The organism is Arcticibacter sp. (assembly GCF_045629565.1).
Taxonomy (GTDB): domain Bacteria; phylum Bacteroidota; class Bacteroidia; order Sphingobacteriales; family Sphingobacteriaceae; genus Arcticibacter.
The window spans coordinates 1-17,391 of the sequence record NZ_JAZQRL010000042.1; the positions used below are offsets into that span (position 1 = coordinate 1).

Below are 17,391 nucleotides of genomic sequence, written 5' to 3' on the forward strand. Positions count from 1 at the left end.
CGGTGAATATGGAACTTAACGAAGAACAGCAAACACGGGCAGCGTCCTTTAGTATAATGTGTTATGAAGGCAACAGGCTGCTAAGGGACTGGAAACAACGGAAAGAGAAGCTCACCACGAAAATGGCGGCAACAACAAAAATGCTGGTAAAAGCGACGAAGCAACGAACGGCAGACAACAGGGATCGAGCAGATTTCCCTGTAGGAAAGCGTGTATCGTTTTCTTCTACATCCTAAATGATCTCTTTCCGGAATGCGTAGTGATCATTTATGTCATGACACAGCCCCTCTTTCTATTTCCGGGCGACATTAGCCTTTATGAAAGGGCGTACACCTTTCGGAATGATCTTTTTGATACTTCCGTCTGGAATATAGTTCAGGGAGTCAATACATAATTGCCGAAGCACAGCCTTTTCTTTATTTGGCGTCAGGCGGTGGTAAAGGATATAATCTTGTTGACCTTCACGGAACACGGTGTGGTGTCCGGGTCCGTAGGTTGTACTATCGGGTGTAGTACTCAGAACAGGATTGTCGTTACCTCCATTAAACGGCCCGTATGGGGTATCGCCGAGAAACGCCAGTCGAAATCCATAAGCAAACGCTCCCTCTTGTTTTTTGCTTGGGTTTGTGCATAGGCAGAGCTTTGCAGCAAGATCATGGAACAAAGAAGCGGGCGTATCCCCGTTACAATCATGGTTTGGGCTTAAAGGTTCAAATGGGCTACCTAAAGATATAAAGGTTCGGTGAATTACCTTAAAAACGGCCGATTTTTATGTCTGTAAATGTCTGCATCATCACTATCTTTGCCCCTGATGTCAGATCTTAAATACAACCAACGAGGCGTGTCTGCTGGAAAAGAAGACGTACACAATGCCATAAAAAACATTGATAAAGGTTTATATCCGCAGGCTTTCTGTAAGATCATCCCGGATATCCTGGGTGGTGATGAGGAGTGGTGCAATATTATGCACGCGGATGGTGCCGGTACCAAATCTTCCCTGGCCTATGTGTACTGGAAGGAAACAGGCGATTTATCTGTTTGGAAAGGTATTGCCCAGGACGCCATCATCATGAACATTGACGATTTGCTATGTGTTGGCGCCATAGATCAGATCCTGCTTTCTTCTACTATCGGACGAAATAAAAACCTGGTTCCGGGCGAGGTTATCGCTGCTCTGATTAACGGAACAGAGGATATCCTGGCTGAGCTGCGTGAGATGGGCATTGGTATTTACTCCACAGGCGGCGAAACGGCTGACGTGGGCGATGTGGTGCGTACGCTGATCGTGGATTCTACGGTAACCTGCCGCATGAAGCGCTCTGATGTCATCTCCAATCATACTATTCAGCCGGGCGATGTGATTGTGGGACTCTCTTCGTCGGGTCAGGCGACTTACGAGACGGAATATAACGGGGGCATGGGATCAAATGGACTGACTTCAGCACGTCATGATGTGTTTAGTAAGTCGGTTGCTGTCGCTTACCCCGAAAGTTATGATCCTTCGGTGCCTTATGAACTGGTGTTTTCGGGAAGCAAAAAACTGACCGACGAAATTGAAATAGGTCCCGGTAAAACCATGACCGCAGGTAAACTGGTACTCTCTCCTACTCGTACCTATGCACCGGTCATTAAAAAGATTTTGGAAAGTCACCGTTCTAAGATCCACGGAATGGTACATTGCAGCGGTGGTGCACAAACGAAAGTCCTGCACTTTATCGAGAACCTGCATGTTATAAAAGATAATTTATTCTCTCTTCCACCGCTCTTTAAGCTGATCAAGGAAGAGTCTGGCACGAGCTGGGAGGAAATGTACAAGGTTTTCAACATGGGTCACCGTATGGAGATCTATGTCCCGCAGGAGGTTGCCGATGATATTATTGCTATTTCTCAAAGCTTCCATATCGATGCACAGGTTGTTGGCCGCGTGGAGGCTGCCGACAAGAAACAGGTAACGATCAAATCGGAATTTGGTGAATTCATCTATCACTAACAAAACAGCAGAATTTACAGGCTTCCTGCACGAGGCAGCAGGACCAATGCACCACTATGTCATTGTGGTGCCGGAAGATGTCTGCCTTGTTTTCAGGGAAGGCAAAGGCGCCGTGCGAATCTTATGTTCGATCAACGGAGCTGAGGAATTCCCCTGTGCATTGAATCCACGTCAGGGTGGATACGTCATCATCTCCAGTAAACAACTGATAAAAAAACATAAACTGGCTCCGCATGTTGCTTTCAACGTAAGGGTGCGCAGTGATGTGCATGACGGATTGCAGCTTCCGGAGGAGCTGCTGGAGGTGCTGACTCAGGACGATCACTTCAGCTTTGAGTTTGAAAAACTTCTTCCCGGGCGAAAACGTGGGCTAATCTATTACATCCGTTCTGCTAAAACTGTCGACACCCGCATCAAGCGAAGTCTGGAAATTGCCGAAAAGGTAAAGACGGGCTCGCTCCATGGATCGAAACAAAACGACTGAGCTATGCAGGAAACAACCAAATTTGCGATGTCGCCTCAGGCTATTGAGGCGATACAGGACGGTGCTGATAAGAAAGCTATTTTGGCACAAACTTTTGAGAATGAGATCAAGCATGTAGAAGATCTGCTGATGGGCTATCATTTTCGTGAGCGGGGAAGCGTTGACCATCTCGAGCTGGACACCAGCTCCATGACGGTGGATAACGAAGGAAGAGGTTCTTTTACAGCACGCTACATCCTGGGATTATATAACGCGTGTGCAGATCTGGATCTGAGTGACAAGGCGAAGATGCAGATCGACTTCGAGGCCGACTTCGAGAATGGAATGATTACGTTAACCGGTGAGTTTTTTCCGGAACGGGAACCTGATGATATTTGATTGAAGATTTAGCGCATAAAAAAGGCGTCTATCCGAATGGGGACAGACGCCTTTTTGGGTCTTAAGCGCTATTTCTTTTTCGCTTTCTTTGTAGTTTTTATCACGGGATCCTTGCGGATATCCAATTCTGCGATGATGTTCTTGGCACCTCCAAGGATGTCAATGCACCATAGCACATAACGGGAATCTACACTGATCGTACGTTTGTACTCTTTATCAAATGCGATGTCGCCCGACATAGCCTCCCAGTTTCCGTCGAATGCCAGTCCGATCAACTCTCCTTCAGCATTAATAACCGGCGAACCCGAGTTACCGCCTGTGATATCGTTGTTACTGATGAAGTTCACCACCAGGTCTCCGTTCGCGTCAGCGTACTGACCATAGTTCTTCGCGTTGTACGCATCGATCAGGTTTTGAGGCAAATCAAATTCCGCGTCTCCGGGAACGTATTTCTCCATAACACCATCAATAGTAGTTGTGATATCATAGGTAATACCGTTCTTCGGGTTGTAGCTCTGAACGTTTCCGTAGGTGATGCGCATGGTGGAGTTTGCATCGGGATACATCAGCTTTCCTTTGTTCTTCTCCAGAAGGGCCTTCATGTAGGTTTTATCCAGGGCTGCTTTCTTGTTTTCGAAATCGGAGATTGCTGTACCGAAGTTGTTGCGGATATAATCTGCAGGCATCAGGTTGACAGCATATTTGTATCCTGGATCCTGCTCAATACCTTTCAAGCTTGGGTTGCTCCAGAAAGCTTTCATTCTTTCCGGACGGATGAAGTTCGATTTTTCCCAAAGCTCATTGGCAAATTTCTGGAATGTTGCCTCAGGCGTTCCCTGCCAGTAATCCTGTGCGATGACGGTATAAAACTTAGGGTGCTGGTTCTTTGGAATATCGTTATAGAAAGCTGTAAGAATCTGAACGAAAATCTTTTTATCTGCCTGCTCGTTATACGTCTCTTCGTACTCTGCGATGCTGGCGTTAAGCTTATCCTGTGCTTCTTTCAACGCTGCTGCATCGCCCTTTTTAGACTCCAGCAGTGTTAAGGCCGATTTTGCAGGGATAGCCTGTCTTACCCAGTTTGATGCAAAGAATCCCTCGTTGATATAGGTTCGCTGAACAGCAAAAGGTGCATAGGCTGCGTAAATCTCCTGATAATCTTTGATCAGGTTTGCATATTCGGGCTTATTGGCTGCCCATGCAGCAAACTCTTCTTCTTCTTTTACCTTCTTTTCATAAATTTTCAAACGCTTTAACTGCTCGGTTTGCCCGATGAAGTACTTCCAGTAGTTGGCGATTCTTGCATGCACAGAAGATAGTTTCAGACGGGTAGCAACATCTTTTTCCATTACTTCGTCCCAGGCTTTCAGACGGATGTCGCGAAGCTTAACAATTGTGGGAGATGTTCTTTCTGTAGCAAGCTTCACTCCGCTTGATGTAAGAAAACGATCCGTTCTGCCAGGGAAACCATATACCATAGAGAAGTCGCCGTTCTTCAACTCTTTAATAGAGATTGGAAGGAACTTTTTCGGTGTGTACGGTTTGTTGTTTGCTGAATATTCAGCAGGCTTATTATCGGCTCCTGCATACACCCGGAAAACGGAAAAGTCTCCGGTATGCCTTGGCCATTGCCAGTTATCTGTATCGCCACCAAATTTACCGATGGACTGTGGCGGTGTACCTACCAGACGCACGTCAGTGAACTTCTCGAAGATGTATAAGAAGTACTGGTTTCCTTTATAGAAATCACGTACAAAGCCTTCGTAATGTGTTCCTTTCGTAGCATCGGCAGCAATACGTACCCCAGCTGCCTGGATAGCATCCTCCTTTTTGTCTTCGGCGATGCCTTGGGTTGCGGCATTGATCTGCTCGGTCACATCCTGCATGCGTACAAGGAAGTTAACGAATAAGCCTTCGATTGGCTTTTCTTCTGCATACTGCTTCGCCCAAAATCCGTTGTCAAGAATGTTGTCCTGAGGTGTAGATTTCGTCACGATAGCATCGTATCCACAGTGGTGATTGGTAAAGATCAGTCCATTTTTAGAAACGATCTCTCCGGTGCAGAATCCGCCAAAGGAAACGATCGCATCTTTCAAACTGGCTTTGTTGACGTTGTAAAGATCTTCGGGAGTAAGCTTGAATCCCTGTTTCTTCATCTGTTCATAGTTCTTGCCGATGAGCATCGGCACCCACATCCCTTCGTCTGCCTTGACGACCGAGCAGAAAAGCATGGCCACCAGCAGGCAGGATGTAATAAAAAAATGTATCCTTCTCATTTTTGTTAATTATGCTGCAAAACTAAACATTTGCGCTGTTTGATTATGCCTGTTTATAGAGGTTTATGCGCTAAAACCTCAACGAAACGGATAGCGTACGAGCCTCACCTGGCTATTGGCGTCTTTTTCATACATCGCCACGCAGTTATCCTGATATTCTTCTGCGGGTTTCTGCGTATCCAATGATATGTTTGAGGGGGAGGAAGTCCCGTTTAAAAAAAAGAAAACCTTTGTTACGCCATACTTGGTATGGGGCATATAGTTTCCGTAGGTTTCCATCTCTTTCCATAGCGTATCTGTCAGACTAACGGAGTATAGACGTACCACGGGTCCGGTATTGTTCTCATTACGTGTAAAGCCGAGCTCCTTAAAATTGCCCTTCAACTCCTCAACGCCCGGTTGGAAGAAAGCGTCTTTCATCATGTAAAGCAGTCCTGCTATGACGATCAGTATTAATATATAATTGCGTTTTTTGTTCATCTACTTGGTGTTGTATAGAAAAGGTTTATCCGGATCGGCTGGAAAGGATAGCATGTATTTCACGATTTCTTCTGCCTCTTCACGGCTGAGCTTCGGGTGGGGAGGCATCTCCCGGCCACCCCAGACACCCTGGTTGGGCTTCACGCCAATTTGAATAATATGCGCTAAATGAGCAATATTGGCTTCCGTTGCGGGATATTCAGCTGCCAGATGCCTGAATGAAGGACCGATAATAGTCTGATTTTCAGCATGGCATCCCGCGCAATCTTCCCGTTCAAATAACATTTTTCCTTTAGCGAATTGTATGGTGTCTCTTTTTTCGGTAACTGTTTTAGATTCAGGGCTGGATGAAGAGTTACAGGAAGCAAATATAAGGGAAGCGAGAATGAGATAAGCCAGTTTAATCATATGTTGTCATGTTTATGACTTTAAGAACAACATTGGCCCCGTATGGTTGAAGAAAATAGCGTATCTGCTATATTCCCGTTACATTAACAGCTTAAAACTTGTGTTTTTCTATATATTTGAACTCAATACTTCCATTCGTATGTTAAAAGAAGAAAGACAAGCCTATATCATAAAACAGATAAACCTTCACAATAAAGTACTATCCTCTGACCTCAGCGTTCAGCTGGCAGTATCAGAAGATACGATCCGAAGAGACCTGAATGAACTTGCCGAGAGTGGCAAGATCCTGAAAGTTTACGGTGGGGCTTTGTCGAAATCCTTTCACTATCCTTTTCAGCAGAATGAAGTCTACGCGAAAGACGCTAAAAAGATCATTGTGCAGAAAACCATGAATCTTTTGCAAAACGGTATGGTGCTGCTGGCCGGCGGTGGTACTACCATGATTGAATGGGCGCGCTCTGTGCCGGATAACATTGAGTGTACGGTATTTACGGTCAGCCCCCTGGTTGGTTTGGAATTAACTGAGCGTGCGGGTGTTGAAGTGATCCTTATAGGCGGACAACTTTCTAAAAATTCTCATATCAATACGGGTGCTCTCACGATTAACCTTTTGGCAGATATCAAGGTGGACCTTTGTATTATGGGCACCAATGGCCTCTCTTACGACGCTGGGGTAACAGAATCTGATTGGGAGGTGGTACAGGTGAAGAAGGCTATGCTGAAGTCGGCCCAGAAGACGGCTATCATCAGTATCGGCGAAAAGCTTGAGTCAGTTCAGAAGATGAAGATTTGCGGGCTGAATGCTGTTAATTACCTCATTACAGATCTGGACCCGAAGGATCCTCAGCTGACACGCTATGCGGAGGCTGTTCAGGTTCTTTAAGAATCTGAACAAGCTTTATTTACGTAACCTCTATATACAATCATTCAGCAGGTAAATTATGGATTTATAATTCTTGCCGACAGCATCCGACATGGCCATTTCGCAAGTCTTGGATGTAGAGTAATACCCTTCGTATTCTTTCTGCTTCACCTCCAGCGATTCCGGCATGGTGGCTGAGCGTGTCAGTTCCGGAAAGAGAAAGCCTCTGTCGCCCGCCATTCCGCAGCATCCCGCATGAAGCGGCACATCCACCACCTCGGCCATCTGACGGGCGATGCTGACAAATTTCGCTTCGAGCCCCATGTGCTGCAAGGAGCAAACCGGATGAAGCACTATGGCATTCTTTTTTTGCCGGATGGTCAGCTTTGGCAACAGGTAATCGCTGATATAATCAATACTATCGATGATCTTCATCGCATCATAGCGGAGCTGATTGTCGGGATTCAGCGCCGATCTGCAACCCTGGAGCGTATGTGTGCAAGAGGTGATATCGAGCACGACCGGATACTTTCCCTGATCGGTCCAGTTCCAAAGCTTTTCTATGGTCTGATTAACGGTGTAGTTATAGGCATCTTTGAACCCCTTTGACGAGAATAGCTGTCCGCAGCAGGCGCCCGCTATATCGTCGGGTATCCAGAAACCGACATCGGCCTTTTGAGAAACTTTCCTGAATACATCTACAATACTATCTTCTCTATCAGCTGATCCCCCCATATTGCGCGAGATGCAGGTCGGAAAATAGATGGCGACAGTTTTCTCTGATTTGACGTTTGTAGAGCCGAAGGCCTTCGTGTCAACAGAGGCATGCAGCTGGTTGCTCCACAAAGGCATAACGGGAACCACCTTTTTAATGGCACCGGTCGTCTTTACGAGCGTATTTTGGCCGAGGATCTTATTCATCACGTTACCTGCCTGAAGGGCTAGCTTCACCGCACCTGCTACCGGGCGAAAATTTTTAGCCACCATCATAGCCATGTTATTGGCAAAACCGCTATGGCTTTCTCTGCGGAGCCGCTTCACGAGGGATCCTGTATTGATGTCGACGGGACAGGCCGTGGCACACAGGCCGTCTACGGCACAAGTTTCCAGCCCGTCGTACTGGTATTCGTTCAATAACTCTTTATAGGTTTGTGTTTTACCCTGGCGCTTGAGTCGTAGCAGCTCACGCCTCACAACAATACGCCTGCGGGGTGTTAAGGTAATGTTACGACTCGGGCATTTGTATTCGCAAAAGCCGCACTCCATACATTTGTCGACCTCTTCCTCTACTTTTGGCAATTCCTTCAGGTTCTGAATGTGCGCGTTCTTGTCGGCATTAATAATGACTCCCGGATTCAGCAGGTTTTCCGGGTCGATAACGCTCTTGAGTGATTTCATCACTTCATAGATTTCCTTTCCCCACTCCGTACTAACAAACGGAGCCATATTTCGGCCCGTACCGTGTTCCGCCTTCAAAGCGCCATCGTACTTATTTACAACAAGCTCAACCACATCCTTCAGAAAGCGATCGTACCGGTCGATCTCTGAAGGTGTTTCGAAGGACTGGGTCACTACGAAATGGATATTGCCGTCTTTCGCATGTCCAAATATGATGGCCTGATAATAACCGTGGGCCTTAAATAAGCCATGCAAATCAAGGATGGCCTCGCCCAGTTGTGCTACAGGGAAAGCGATATCTTCAAGGATAACCGTGCTTCCACTAGCCCTCACCGCTCCCACTGCCGGGAACATACCTTTCCGGATTTTCCATAGGAAGGCCTGCTCCATGGGGTTCGTGGTGAACACAGGCGCGTTTAGCATAGAGAGCGTTGGCGCTACGGCAAGGAAGCGCTCGCTTTTTTCATCGAGTTCGAGCTGAGTATTTCCCTGATACTCCACCAACAGGGCCGCTGCACTTTCAGGCAGGGTTTTCAACACATCGGGTACCCCAGGGATATGCTCCACCGACCGAAGTGATGCGCGGTCCATTAATTCGACCGCTTCAGCGCCGGAGTTTGTAAGCGGCACTATAGCCTTGCAGGCTGCAAAAATATCAGGGAAGTAAATGAGAGCGGTAGATTTCATAGGGTAATCGGGCACCGTCTGCATTACTGCCTCAGCAATAAATCCAAGTGTCCCCTCCGCTCCTATAAGGAGATGTGCAAGGATATCCATCGGCTCTTCGTGATCGATAAAAGAGTTGACGGAATAGCCTACCGTATTCTTGGTCTTGTATTTACTGCGAATACGCGCGTACATCTCCGGATTGCTCCGGATCTGTTCACGCAGGGCGACGAGCTTGTCGTATATGGCCGGACTCTCGTGGCGAAACCTGCTGTAGTCTTCTTTATTTTCGGTTGAATAGCTTAACCCGTTGGGTAATAGGAAACGAATATACTTCGTGGTGTGGTAAGAGTTTCGACTGACGCCACAACACATTCCACTGGCGTTGTTGGAAAGTATCCCTCCCATCATCGCCGAATTGATACTGGCGGGATCTGGTCCGATCTTCTTTTTATACTTTTTCAATTGAGCGTTGACAACCGCCCCAGTTACCCCCGGCTGAACCCTTATGGATTCTCCTGCCTCTTCGACCCGCACCAGGCTCCAGTACTGACTGAGATCTACCAAAATCCCGTCAGTAATGGATTGTCCGGACAAGCTGGTACCTGCCGCACGGAATGTCAGGGGAATACGATGCTCATGTGAGAAACGGAATAATCGTTTCACCTCCTCTTCTGAGACGGGCTGGACTACTGCTTTTGGCTGCAGGTAATAGAACCCTGCATCTGAAGCATAAGAAACCACATCAATCAACCTCGCCTTAATCCTTGCTTTCGGTATGACCGCCTCAAGCATCGTTCCTATATTCATAAAACGTCGTACAAGTTAAACCAGTGCAATATTAATAAACTACGCTCTTGCTTTCTTCTTCTGTATGATGCCTGCTCGTTATGAAAAGAAGCAAATAGGTAATCAGACCATTGATAACGATGAGCTCAAACCCGATAGAATAGCCTATCAGGGCCGGTGAATACTTGTCGATCAGGAATGAGATTACCGGAGACAAGATACAGAAAAACGGAACCAGCTTATCCTTAACCGCTCTTTTTGAAATCATGCCGAACGCAAATAATCCGAGCAGCGGTCCGTATGTATAGCCGGCTGCTTTAAATATCGAGTTGACTACCGAATCATCATTAATGGCCTTGAAAACGAGGATCACCAATAACATAATAACGGAGAAAACCACATGCACCATATGACGGGTACGGATTAGTTTGGAATCATTATGATTGTCTTTCTTATTAAAATTCAAGAAGTCAACACAGAAAGAAGTCGTGAGTGCTGTCAACGCTGAATCGGTTGTCGCAAAGGTCGCGGCAGTAAGACCCAACATGAAGACAATAGCAGGGAGCACCCCCAGGTAGTTTAAGGCAATCTCCGGAAATACATGATCTGGAGTGCCCAGGCCCGCTACATCGATTCCTTTCGCTCCTGCATAGCTGTAAAGTAATGCCCCGACGCTCAGGAAAAAGATGTTCATGAGCACGAACACACCTGTGAACGTAAGCATATTTTTCTGCGCCTCACCGATGTTCTTACAGCTCAGATTCTTCTGCATCAAATCCTGGTCAAGGCCTGTCATTGCGATAGTTACAAATATACCTCCCAAAAATTGCTTAATAAAGTGGTTCTTGTTACCGATAAAGTCTTCCCAGAAGAACATCTTCGAATAGGAGCTGTTTTTAACGGTTTCAATCGTTCCGGCGATATCAAGATTGAGGCTTTTTGATATGAAATATATCGATAAGATTACGGAAGAAAGCAGGAAAACGGTTTGCAGGGTATCGGTGATGATGATCGTTTTCAATCCTCCTTTAAATGTATATGACCAGATGAGAACCAGACAGATAGCAATGGTTACCCAGAAAGGGACATTCCATGCATCAAATATAAATTTCTGAAGCACAATGGCTACCAGGTAGAGCCTGAAAGCAGAGCCTATGGTACGGGAAATCAGAAAGATCATTGCACCAGACTTATAACTCCAATGACCAAGCCTGTTCTCCAGATAGGTATAGATGGAGATCAGGTTGATTCGATAATATAAGGGCAACAAAACAGTAGCAATCAGCACGAAGCCTACTGCATTGCCCAGAACGAACTGGAAGTAACCAAAACTACTGTTAATAACAGCACCCGGAACAGAGATGAAGGTCACCCCCGACAGGGCTGTACCAATCATGCCAAAAGCAACGAAATACCACTTGGAATTACGGTTTGCAATGAAGAAAGAAGAGTTATCGGACGAGCCCTTAGATGTGAAGTAAGATACAACAATCAAAAGAGCAAAGTACCCTATGAGAAAGGATAATAATACTATTGGAGACATAATGAACTTTGAAAGAATGAGATTACTTGGCTGTGGCCTCTATAGCTTTACGTACGCTGCCATACTTCTGCAGCAGTTCTGCAGCATCTGGTTCGGGAGCACCTGTTTCGTTCATGATAATCTTCACACCGCGTTCGTATAGCTTCTTGTTAGTAAGCTGCATATCGACCATCTTATTGCCCTGAACGCGTCCCAGTCGGATCATCACACAGGTGCTCAACATGTTCAGCACAAGCTTTTGGGCAGTGCCCGACTTCATACGTGTGGAGCCGGTAATAAATTCCGGACCTACAACAACTTCTATCGGGTACTTGGCTTCTGCAGCTACAGGACTCCCTGTATTACACACGATACAGCCTGTTACAATATTATTTTCATTGGCTTTTTTTAAACCGCCAATTACATAAGGTGTTGTTCCGGAAGCCGCTATTCCTACCACTACATCGCCTTCGTCAATATCATATTCCTTCAAATCAATCCAGGCCTGATTTACATCATCTTCAGCAAACTCGACTGCTTTGCGTATTGCGGTGTCACCACCAGCTATTATGCCCACAATCCAGTCAAAGGGAACACCAAAAGTAGGCGGACATTCAGAAGCATCCAGTACGCCAAGACGGCCGCTGGTGCCGGCCCCGATGTAAAACATTCTTCCACCCGCCTTCATTTTTTCAGATACTATTTCGGCCAGCTTTTCAATTTGAGGGATAACCTTTTCAACAGCATTTGGTACAGTTTTATCCTCTCTATTGATATTTTCGAGGATCTCCTTCACTGACATCGTCTCTAGGTTGGTATAATTTGAATCCTTCTCTGTTATTCTTTCCATTGTATTTTAAAACTGCTGTATTGTTCTCAATTATAATATATAAGCACTCATCTCCTGTGCTAGCAGGAATTTCGTGGTCTGGACGCACTGGCGCCCTAAGCGTGTTAGCGGCCCTGCGACGTAAATGATACCGGTTTGGCCTTAATTCCTGAGCCAAACAGGTATTTGGGAGACACTGTTACTGGCAGTGACCCTCCGGGAATAAGTCTGCCTTCTATAAAATCAATAGCCGTATCGTGCATCAGCGGATCATCCTCATAACATGCAACAAGGTTTTTTGTCTCGGAGAAATTGCTGATCAAATAAGGATTTCCGAATATAAAACTAAATACGTTTTCTTTATTGCCTAATGTGTTGATAAAGCGTACGACGTCTTCGTTTACACCAAAATTTCCGGCAGGATATTTTTTGTATTTATGTACCCCCAGTATCACGGCGTCGTATTTATCGCCGATTAGTTGTAGCAGGCTGTCTGCTGAAACCTGGCTAGCGGAATACGGCAGATAATAGAAATCTGCTTTTAACCGGCTACCCAGCTCGCCTGCAAACTGGTTGGCCTTATCGATACCAACCCCAATGTATGCTACTCTTTTTGCTTTCAGGTTAGAAAGCAGTTGAGAATTGTCATTACGCAGCAGCGTTATGGCGTTTTTATAGACCTGTTGTTTGAGGCCGTTGGTACGTGCGTTTAAATCACTGGCAAGTGAATGGGTGTCGATTTTTGTCACCTCATGAAGTCCAAGGTTGTATTTTGCAAGAAGTACGCGGTTGACTTTCTCATCAATATCTTTCCAGCTTAATTCCTTCTTTCGTATCGCTTTCCGGACTTTGCGAATACTGCCTTTTATATCTCCTGGCAGGCAAAGCATGTCGTTACCTGCAATCAGCGACTGCACCGCGGCTTCTCCCTGGGGGAAAAACTTGGAAACACCCTTCATTTCAAGCGCATCTGTAAATGTTAATCCTTTAAAACCGAGGTCCTGACGGAGTAATTTACTGACATTATCAGGCGATAAAGATGTTGCCCGGTTGGCCGTCGTGTCAATAGCCGGAATATACAGGTGTGCTACCATAACACTCCCGATGCCGTCTTTTATCATCGTTTTAAAGGGGTAGAGCTCAAGCTCATCAAGCTGCGCAAAAGATTTATTAATAACGGGCAGATCATAATGAGAGTCTACAGAAACATCTCCGTGACCCGGGAAATGTTTTGCGCAGGCAAGTATGCCATTGTCCTGCATCCCTTTCATGATGCTGCTACCGAATGATGCTACTTTATACTTATCCTCCCCGAATGAACGGAAATTGATAACCGGATTCGCCGGATTATTATTGATATCTACAACCGGCGCGTAGTCAACCTGTATACCGATCCGCTTACATTGAGCGGCTATAGTTTCGCCCACGTTGTAGGCGATAGACGGATGCTGAACAGCGCCGATGGTTAGTTGATCCGGAAAAGGAACAACGTCTGAAAAACGCATTCCCAGACCTGTTTCGCCATCAACACATACCATTAGCGGCGTCTTTGCTTTTGCCTGCAGCTTGTTGATGAGCATGGCTTGCTGAATCGACGTTCCCTGGAACAGGCAGATGGATCCTATATTGTATTTGCGAATGTACTTCAAGACATCCTTCTCAAAAAAAGTGACCCCGGACGGGCTGGTTGTAGATGTACGGATAACCATCAGTTGGGCTATCTTCTGCTTTTTTGATAATTTTTTCAATGTGCTGTCTGCCCAGTGTGTTGACCCGGCGGTAGCTTCTAAAAAGCGTTGTGCAAACGTTCCTGTCGAGGAGAACAGAAACGCAATAAGTAAAATTTTCTTCATTGTTGTTTGTATTACGCTGTCTTTTCTAATTCTGGTAGTCAAGACATACTATTTTTCCGTCCATTGTGCTCATAAGAACCGACCTTTTACCAAACGGCAACATGGGGTTCACCAGCGCATTGGAGCTTTTATATTGCCAGACCACACGACCGCTCTTTCTGTCTATGGCTGTAGCCAGACCCGAATTACTTGGTACATAGATCAAACTTTTATTTTCGACAATTTCAGATGGGCTTAGCTCATAGGGCAGCTTCAACTGTGTAGTCAAGCCAATTTCTAAAGAGTCAGCTTTCGTGGAAACACCAAACAGCTGGCCGTCCATTGTCTTTACATAAACCAGCTTACCGTCTTGGGAAAGCCCCATCGATTCGCGAACGCGCCCTTCTTTCATCTGTTGTCTCCAGATGACTTTGCCTGTTGCTGCATCGAAAGCTGTCATAAAGCGATCAGGTGCGACAATAAAAACCCTGCCGTTTGATGCTACCGGGTAACAGGCTGCAGGCGAGAACATCCTGTTTGCATTTCCATTGTTCCACTTCCATACCAGTGTTCCCGTCTTCTTGTCAAGGGCGTAAAAATCATGTCCCCAGCACCCAAAGAAGATTTTATCCTGGTAGATAAGCGGGCGGGTCACTACGAATCCTTTTACATCAGCAAAGTCCCATACAAGCTTGCCTGATTGAAGATCCAGCGCTCTGAAATGACCGTCAGAACTACCGATATAGGCTATGTTATTCTCAATTACCGGCGAGCCCAACACGGCCTTTTCCGCTTCATATTTCCACACAAGCTTCCCGTCGGCAATGGACACACAGTAAATATTATTATCTGAAGAGCCTACTACAACATAGTTGCCGGAAACGGCTGGTGTGGAGTAGATCTTACCATTTGTATGGAAAGACCACTTCTTTTTTCCCGTCTTCAGATCGAGGGCGTAAAGATTTCCATTGGTATTAGCCGCTACAACACGTCCTTCGCCAATCGCCATGCCGCTGCCGATGTCACTTTGGTCCTGAAATTCCCATACTTTCTTCACCCCGGGAAACTTTGCATTTACTGCATAAGAAGGGCGCGGATATTGCTGCGTGGAAGACGAAAAATGATAATTGACCATTGGAACTTCCAACCATTTACTCTGCGTTTCGATCACAGGTTTACGCTCTTCAAATGTAGCCACACGATCTTTGATGGTTACGATATTGTACCCTCCGATGCTGTCTTTAGCCCTTAGATTGGAACGCCCCATTACCTGAGGAATCCCCTCAAAGTTATAAAGACGATTCTGGTGTCCGTGTCCGCATAGCATCAGCTGAACATTTCTTTTCTTTACTTTGTCCAGAGCGTCGTACCAATTGTTTAATGATGAATCCTGAGGATAGTGATTAATGTAGATCAGGGGCATCCCCGGGTCTTTCATCGTGTTTAATACGGAGTCTAACCAGACCAGGTTTTCCCGGGGCACTTGTCCGGGACTCATTCGCATATTTGGCCCTGAGCTTGTTGCAGCGAATTGGTATCCGCTGTGAACAAAAGCAAAAGTTTCAGACCCGAACACTTTACGGAAGCTATTCGCACCACTTTCAGACCAATTGGAATCATGGTTCCCTCCTATCACATGCCATGGCTTGTTGAGGCTGTCCAGAATCTGACGTGCCAGAGCCAATTCAAGATCTGAGCCAAACTCCGTGATATCTCCTGTTACCACAACGAACTCCAGTGAGCTATCTGCATTGATGTCCTTAACAGTGCGTCGAAGGTCTTCTGCACCAGTAGAACCGCCAACATGTGTATCAGTTACAAAAGCGAACCGCACAGACTGCCCATGCAGCAAAGTGTTGAAACAAAGTAGTGCAAGCACGAATGTGAAGGGTCTGATGTATCTCATTTTATTTTGATTTAACCTTAATATTGTTTGAAGGAAGACTTTCATTCTTAAGCCTGTCAAGCGTTGTGACTACGTAAGTATATCTGGCTCTTTTCCTGGTGTCGGTGTCTACAAAAGACCGTTTGGAGCTATCAAAACTGATATGGAGAATCTTGTCAGGATTATTAATATCTATCGTTTCGCCTTGCCCAAACCGGTAAACGACATAACCATAAGCAGGCTCGTTATCGCGGACAGGGAGAGGGCTTTCCCAGGTAAGTTCGTTGCTTCCTTTAGACCGCTTCGCGGCAAGTTTCAACGGGGACTGCGGCGGTATAGCATCAAGCCATATCATCGTCGGAATCAGTGCTTTTGAACGGTAAAGATCTTGACGAAGAGAGTCCTGGAAGCCTGCCAGATTATTTGTTAAAGACTTGGAGCTGAAATACACACTTCCCTGAACCCTTGGATTTTTTCTAAGGTAACGTACCTGTTCAGGAAGCTGATTTTTTTGCTTCCACCCATCACGCTGTTCGGCAGCCCTGTATACACCCTGACCAATGTAGACATGTTTTCCAAAAGCGTTATCGCTCCACCAGTCCACCAGCTTCTCATAAGCTGCTGCGGGGTATTTAAAAGGGAAATAAACCTGCGGATTAATATAGTCAATCCAACCTTCGGAAAGCCATTTACGGGCATCCGCATATAAGGCACTATATCCTGAAAGTCCGTTTGTCTCTGAACCAAAAGCGTCATCTTTCTTGTTTCTCCAGATTCCGAAAGGACTGATACCAAACTTGACATGTTTCTTTTCCGCGTGTATGCTGTCGTTTAATTCCTTGATCAGCATATCAACGTTATTGCGTCGCCAGTCTTCGATCGAGGCAAACTTATTGCTTCCGTAGGCGGCATAGGCTAAGCTGTCGGGAAGGGCATCTTTTCCCGGATAAGGATAAAAGTAATCATCGAAATGAACTCCGTCGATGTCGTAATTACGAACAACATTCATGATGATGGCTACGATATATTGCCTTACCTCAGGGATCCCCGGATTAAAATATTTCTTACCGGCATAAGTAAAAAACCACTCCGGTTTGGTACGGGTGATGTGCCGCTGGCTGATATTGGCATCGACAAGATCGTTGGTAGCACGGTAAGGGTTGAACCAGGCATGCAGTTCCATCCCTCGCAAATGCGCTTCCTGTATGGCAAACTCAAGCGGGTCATATAATGGAGATGGAGCTACTCCCTGCTTTCCGGATAGGAACATACTCCATTCTTCGGAACTCTTTGCGTAAAGTGCGTCAGCGGAAGGACGGATCTGGAACATGATGGCGTTCATACCCGACTTTTGATGCTCATCAAATATTTGGGTAAGCTCTTGCTTTTGGCTGTTGGAGTTGAGCCCTTTCTTTGAGGGCCAGTCGATATTCTGAACCGTGGCCACCCATACGCCCCTGAACTCTCGCTTGGGGCTTGTGTTCTGACTTTGCGCCGTATGGCTAATAAAGAGGAAGGAAAGAAGCAGGCAGGTAAAACTTTTAATCATAGTTCTTTTAGTAAAAACCCTCCGGAGATTACCGGAGGGTTAT

Annotated in this window: 15 protein-coding genes; 5 read left to right on the forward strand and 10 right to left on the reverse strand. The window is 46.0% G+C overall.

What is annotated here, in order from left to right:
* On the forward strand, positions 1-236 hold a 236-nt coding region (locus tag ACKI5J_RS05355), incomplete at its 5' end, for a hypothetical protein (protein WP_407427271.1).
* Between the two features lie 56 nt (positions 237-292).
* Here the strand turns inward: ACKI5J_RS05355 and ACKI5J_RS05360 are convergent.
* Entirely contained in the window at positions 293-664 is a 372-nt protein-coding gene (locus tag ACKI5J_RS05360; RefSeq protein WP_407427273.1) for a family 43 glycosylhydrolase, read from the reverse strand.
* Positions 665-811: 147 nt separating this feature from the next.
* Between ACKI5J_RS05360 and ACKI5J_RS05365 the strand changes: the two genes are divergently transcribed.
* The 3 genes from ACKI5J_RS05365 to ACKI5J_RS05375 are packed head-to-tail and all read left to right on the forward strand — an operon-like array spanning position 812 to position 2,852.
* The gene (locus ACKI5J_RS05365; RefSeq protein ID WP_407427440.1) at positions 812-1,990 is read left to right on the forward strand and encodes an AIR synthase related protein; all 1,179 of its coding nucleotides are present in this window, start codon (positions 812-814) and stop codon (positions 1,988-1,990) included.
* Positions 1,971-2,474: a YdeI/OmpD-associated family protein gene (locus ACKI5J_RS05370; RefSeq protein WP_407427275.1), complete on the forward strand. Its 504-nt coding sequence runs from the start codon at positions 1,971-1,973 to the stop codon at positions 2,472-2,474. The genes ACKI5J_RS05365 and ACKI5J_RS05370 overlap by 20 nt, the downstream gene beginning before the upstream one ends.
* A gap of 3 nt (positions 2,475-2,477) precedes the next feature.
* Positions 2,478-2,852: a hypothetical protein gene (locus ACKI5J_RS05375; RefSeq protein ID WP_407427277.1), complete on the forward strand. Its 375-nt coding sequence runs from the start codon at positions 2,478-2,480 to the stop codon at positions 2,850-2,852.
* A gap of 68 nt (positions 2,853-2,920) precedes the next feature.
* Here ACKI5J_RS05375 and ACKI5J_RS05380 read toward each other — a convergent pair whose 3' ends face one another.
* The 3 genes from ACKI5J_RS05380 to ACKI5J_RS05390 form a co-directional block, all read right to left on the reverse strand.
* A complete protein-coding gene (locus tag ACKI5J_RS05380; RefSeq protein ID WP_407427279.1) occupies positions 2,921-5,128 on the reverse strand; it encodes a S46 family peptidase in 2,208 nt (735 codons plus the stop codon).
* A gap of 78 nt (positions 5,129-5,206) precedes the next feature.
* Positions 5,207-5,608: a hypothetical protein gene (locus tag ACKI5J_RS05385; RefSeq protein ID WP_407427281.1), complete on the reverse strand. Its 402-nt coding sequence runs from the start codon at positions 5,606-5,608 to the stop codon at positions 5,207-5,209.
* Complete coding sequence (locus tag ACKI5J_RS05390) at positions 5,609-6,016, reverse strand: c-type cytochrome (RefSeq protein WP_407427283.1); 408 nt, start codon at positions 6,014-6,016, stop codon at positions 5,609-5,611.
* Between the two features lie 139 nt (positions 6,017-6,155).
* Here ACKI5J_RS05390 and ACKI5J_RS05395 point away from each other — a divergent pair, with 139 nt between their 5' ends.
* Positions 6,156-6,899, forward strand: coding sequence for a DeoR/GlpR family DNA-binding transcription regulator (locus ACKI5J_RS05395; RefSeq protein WP_407427285.1), 744 nt, complete (start codon positions 6,156-6,158; stop codon positions 6,897-6,899).
* Between the two features lie 30 nt (positions 6,900-6,929).
* On the opposite strand, the gene ACKI5J_RS05400 is transcribed toward ACKI5J_RS05395, so the two are convergent.
* The 6 genes from ACKI5J_RS05400 to ACKI5J_RS05425 all read right to left on the reverse strand — a co-directional run bounded on the left by ACKI5J_RS05400 (position 6,930) and on the right by ACKI5J_RS05425 (position 17,348).
* Entirely contained in the window at positions 6,930-9,752 is a 2,823-nt protein-coding gene (locus ACKI5J_RS05400; RefSeq protein WP_407427287.1) for an FAD-binding and (Fe-S)-binding domain-containing protein, read from the reverse strand.
* 31 nt (positions 9,753-9,783) lie between these two features.
* Entirely contained in the window at positions 9,784-11,274 is a 1,491-nt protein-coding gene (locus tag ACKI5J_RS05405; RefSeq protein WP_407427289.1) for a sodium:solute symporter, read from the reverse strand.
* 22 nt (positions 11,275-11,296) lie between these two features.
* Entirely contained in the window at positions 11,297-12,103 is an 807-nt protein-coding gene (murQ, locus tag ACKI5J_RS05410) for an N-acetylmuramic acid 6-phosphate etherase (protein ID WP_407427291.1), read from the reverse strand.
* A gap of 104 nt (positions 12,104-12,207) precedes the next feature.
* Positions 12,208-13,935, reverse strand: a complete 1,728-nt coding sequence (locus ACKI5J_RS05415; protein ID WP_407427293.1) for a glycoside hydrolase family 3 protein — start codon at positions 13,933-13,935, stop codon at positions 12,208-12,210.
* 25 nt (positions 13,936-13,960) lie between these two features.
* Positions 13,961-15,820, reverse strand: coding sequence for a PQQ-binding-like beta-propeller repeat protein (locus ACKI5J_RS05420; RefSeq protein WP_407427295.1), 1,860 nt, complete (start codon positions 15,818-15,820; stop codon positions 13,961-13,963).
* A 1-nt stretch (position 15,821) separates the two neighbouring features.
* Positions 15,822-17,348: a glycoside hydrolase family 10 protein gene (locus ACKI5J_RS05425; RefSeq protein ID WP_407427297.1), complete on the reverse strand. Its 1,527-nt coding sequence runs from the start codon at positions 17,346-17,348 to the stop codon at positions 15,822-15,824.
* Between the last annotated feature and the right edge of the window lie 43 nt (positions 17,349-17,391).

Coding starts and splice junctions, on each gene's coding strand:
- ACKI5J_RS05365 (WP_407427440.1), top strand. CDS start 812: ATGTCAGATCTTAAATACAACCAACGAGGCGTGTCTGCTGGAAAAGAA.
- ACKI5J_RS05375 (WP_407427277.1), top strand. CDS start 2,478: ATGCAGGAAACAACCAAATTTGCGATGTCGCCTCAGGCTATTGAGGCG.
- ACKI5J_RS05380 (WP_407427279.1), bottom strand. CDS start 5,128: ATGAGAAGGATACATTTTTTTATTACATCCTGCCTGCTGGTGGCCATG.
- ACKI5J_RS05385 (WP_407427281.1), bottom strand. CDS start 5,608: ATGAACAAAAAACGCAATTATATATTAATACTGATCGTCATAGCAGGA.
- ACKI5J_RS05390 (WP_407427283.1), bottom strand. CDS start 6,016: ATGATTAAACTGGCTTATCTCATTCTCGCTTCCCTTATATTTGCTTCC.
- ACKI5J_RS05395 (WP_407427285.1), top strand. CDS start 6,156: ATGTTAAAAGAAGAAAGACAAGCCTATATCATAAAACAGATAAACCTT.
- ACKI5J_RS05400 (WP_407427287.1), bottom strand. CDS start 9,752: ATGAATATAGGAACGATGCTTGAGGCGGTCATACCGAAAGCAAGGATT.
- ACKI5J_RS05405 (WP_407427289.1), bottom strand. CDS start 11,274: ATGTCTCCAATAGTATTATTATCCTTTCTCATAGGGTACTTTGCTCTT.
- murQ (WP_407427291.1), bottom strand. CDS start 12,103: ATGGAAAGAATAACAGAGAAGGATTCAAATTATACCAACCTAGAGACG.
- ACKI5J_RS05415 (WP_407427293.1), bottom strand. CDS start 13,935: ATGAAGAAAATTTTACTTATTGCGTTTCTGTTCTCCTCGACAGGAACG.
- ACKI5J_RS05420 (WP_407427295.1), bottom strand. CDS start 15,820: ATGAGATACATCAGACCCTTCACATTCGTGCTTGCACTACTTTGTTTC.
- ACKI5J_RS05425 (WP_407427297.1), bottom strand. CDS start 17,348: ATGATTAAAAGTTTTACCTGCCTGCTTCTTTCCTTCCTCTTTATTAGC.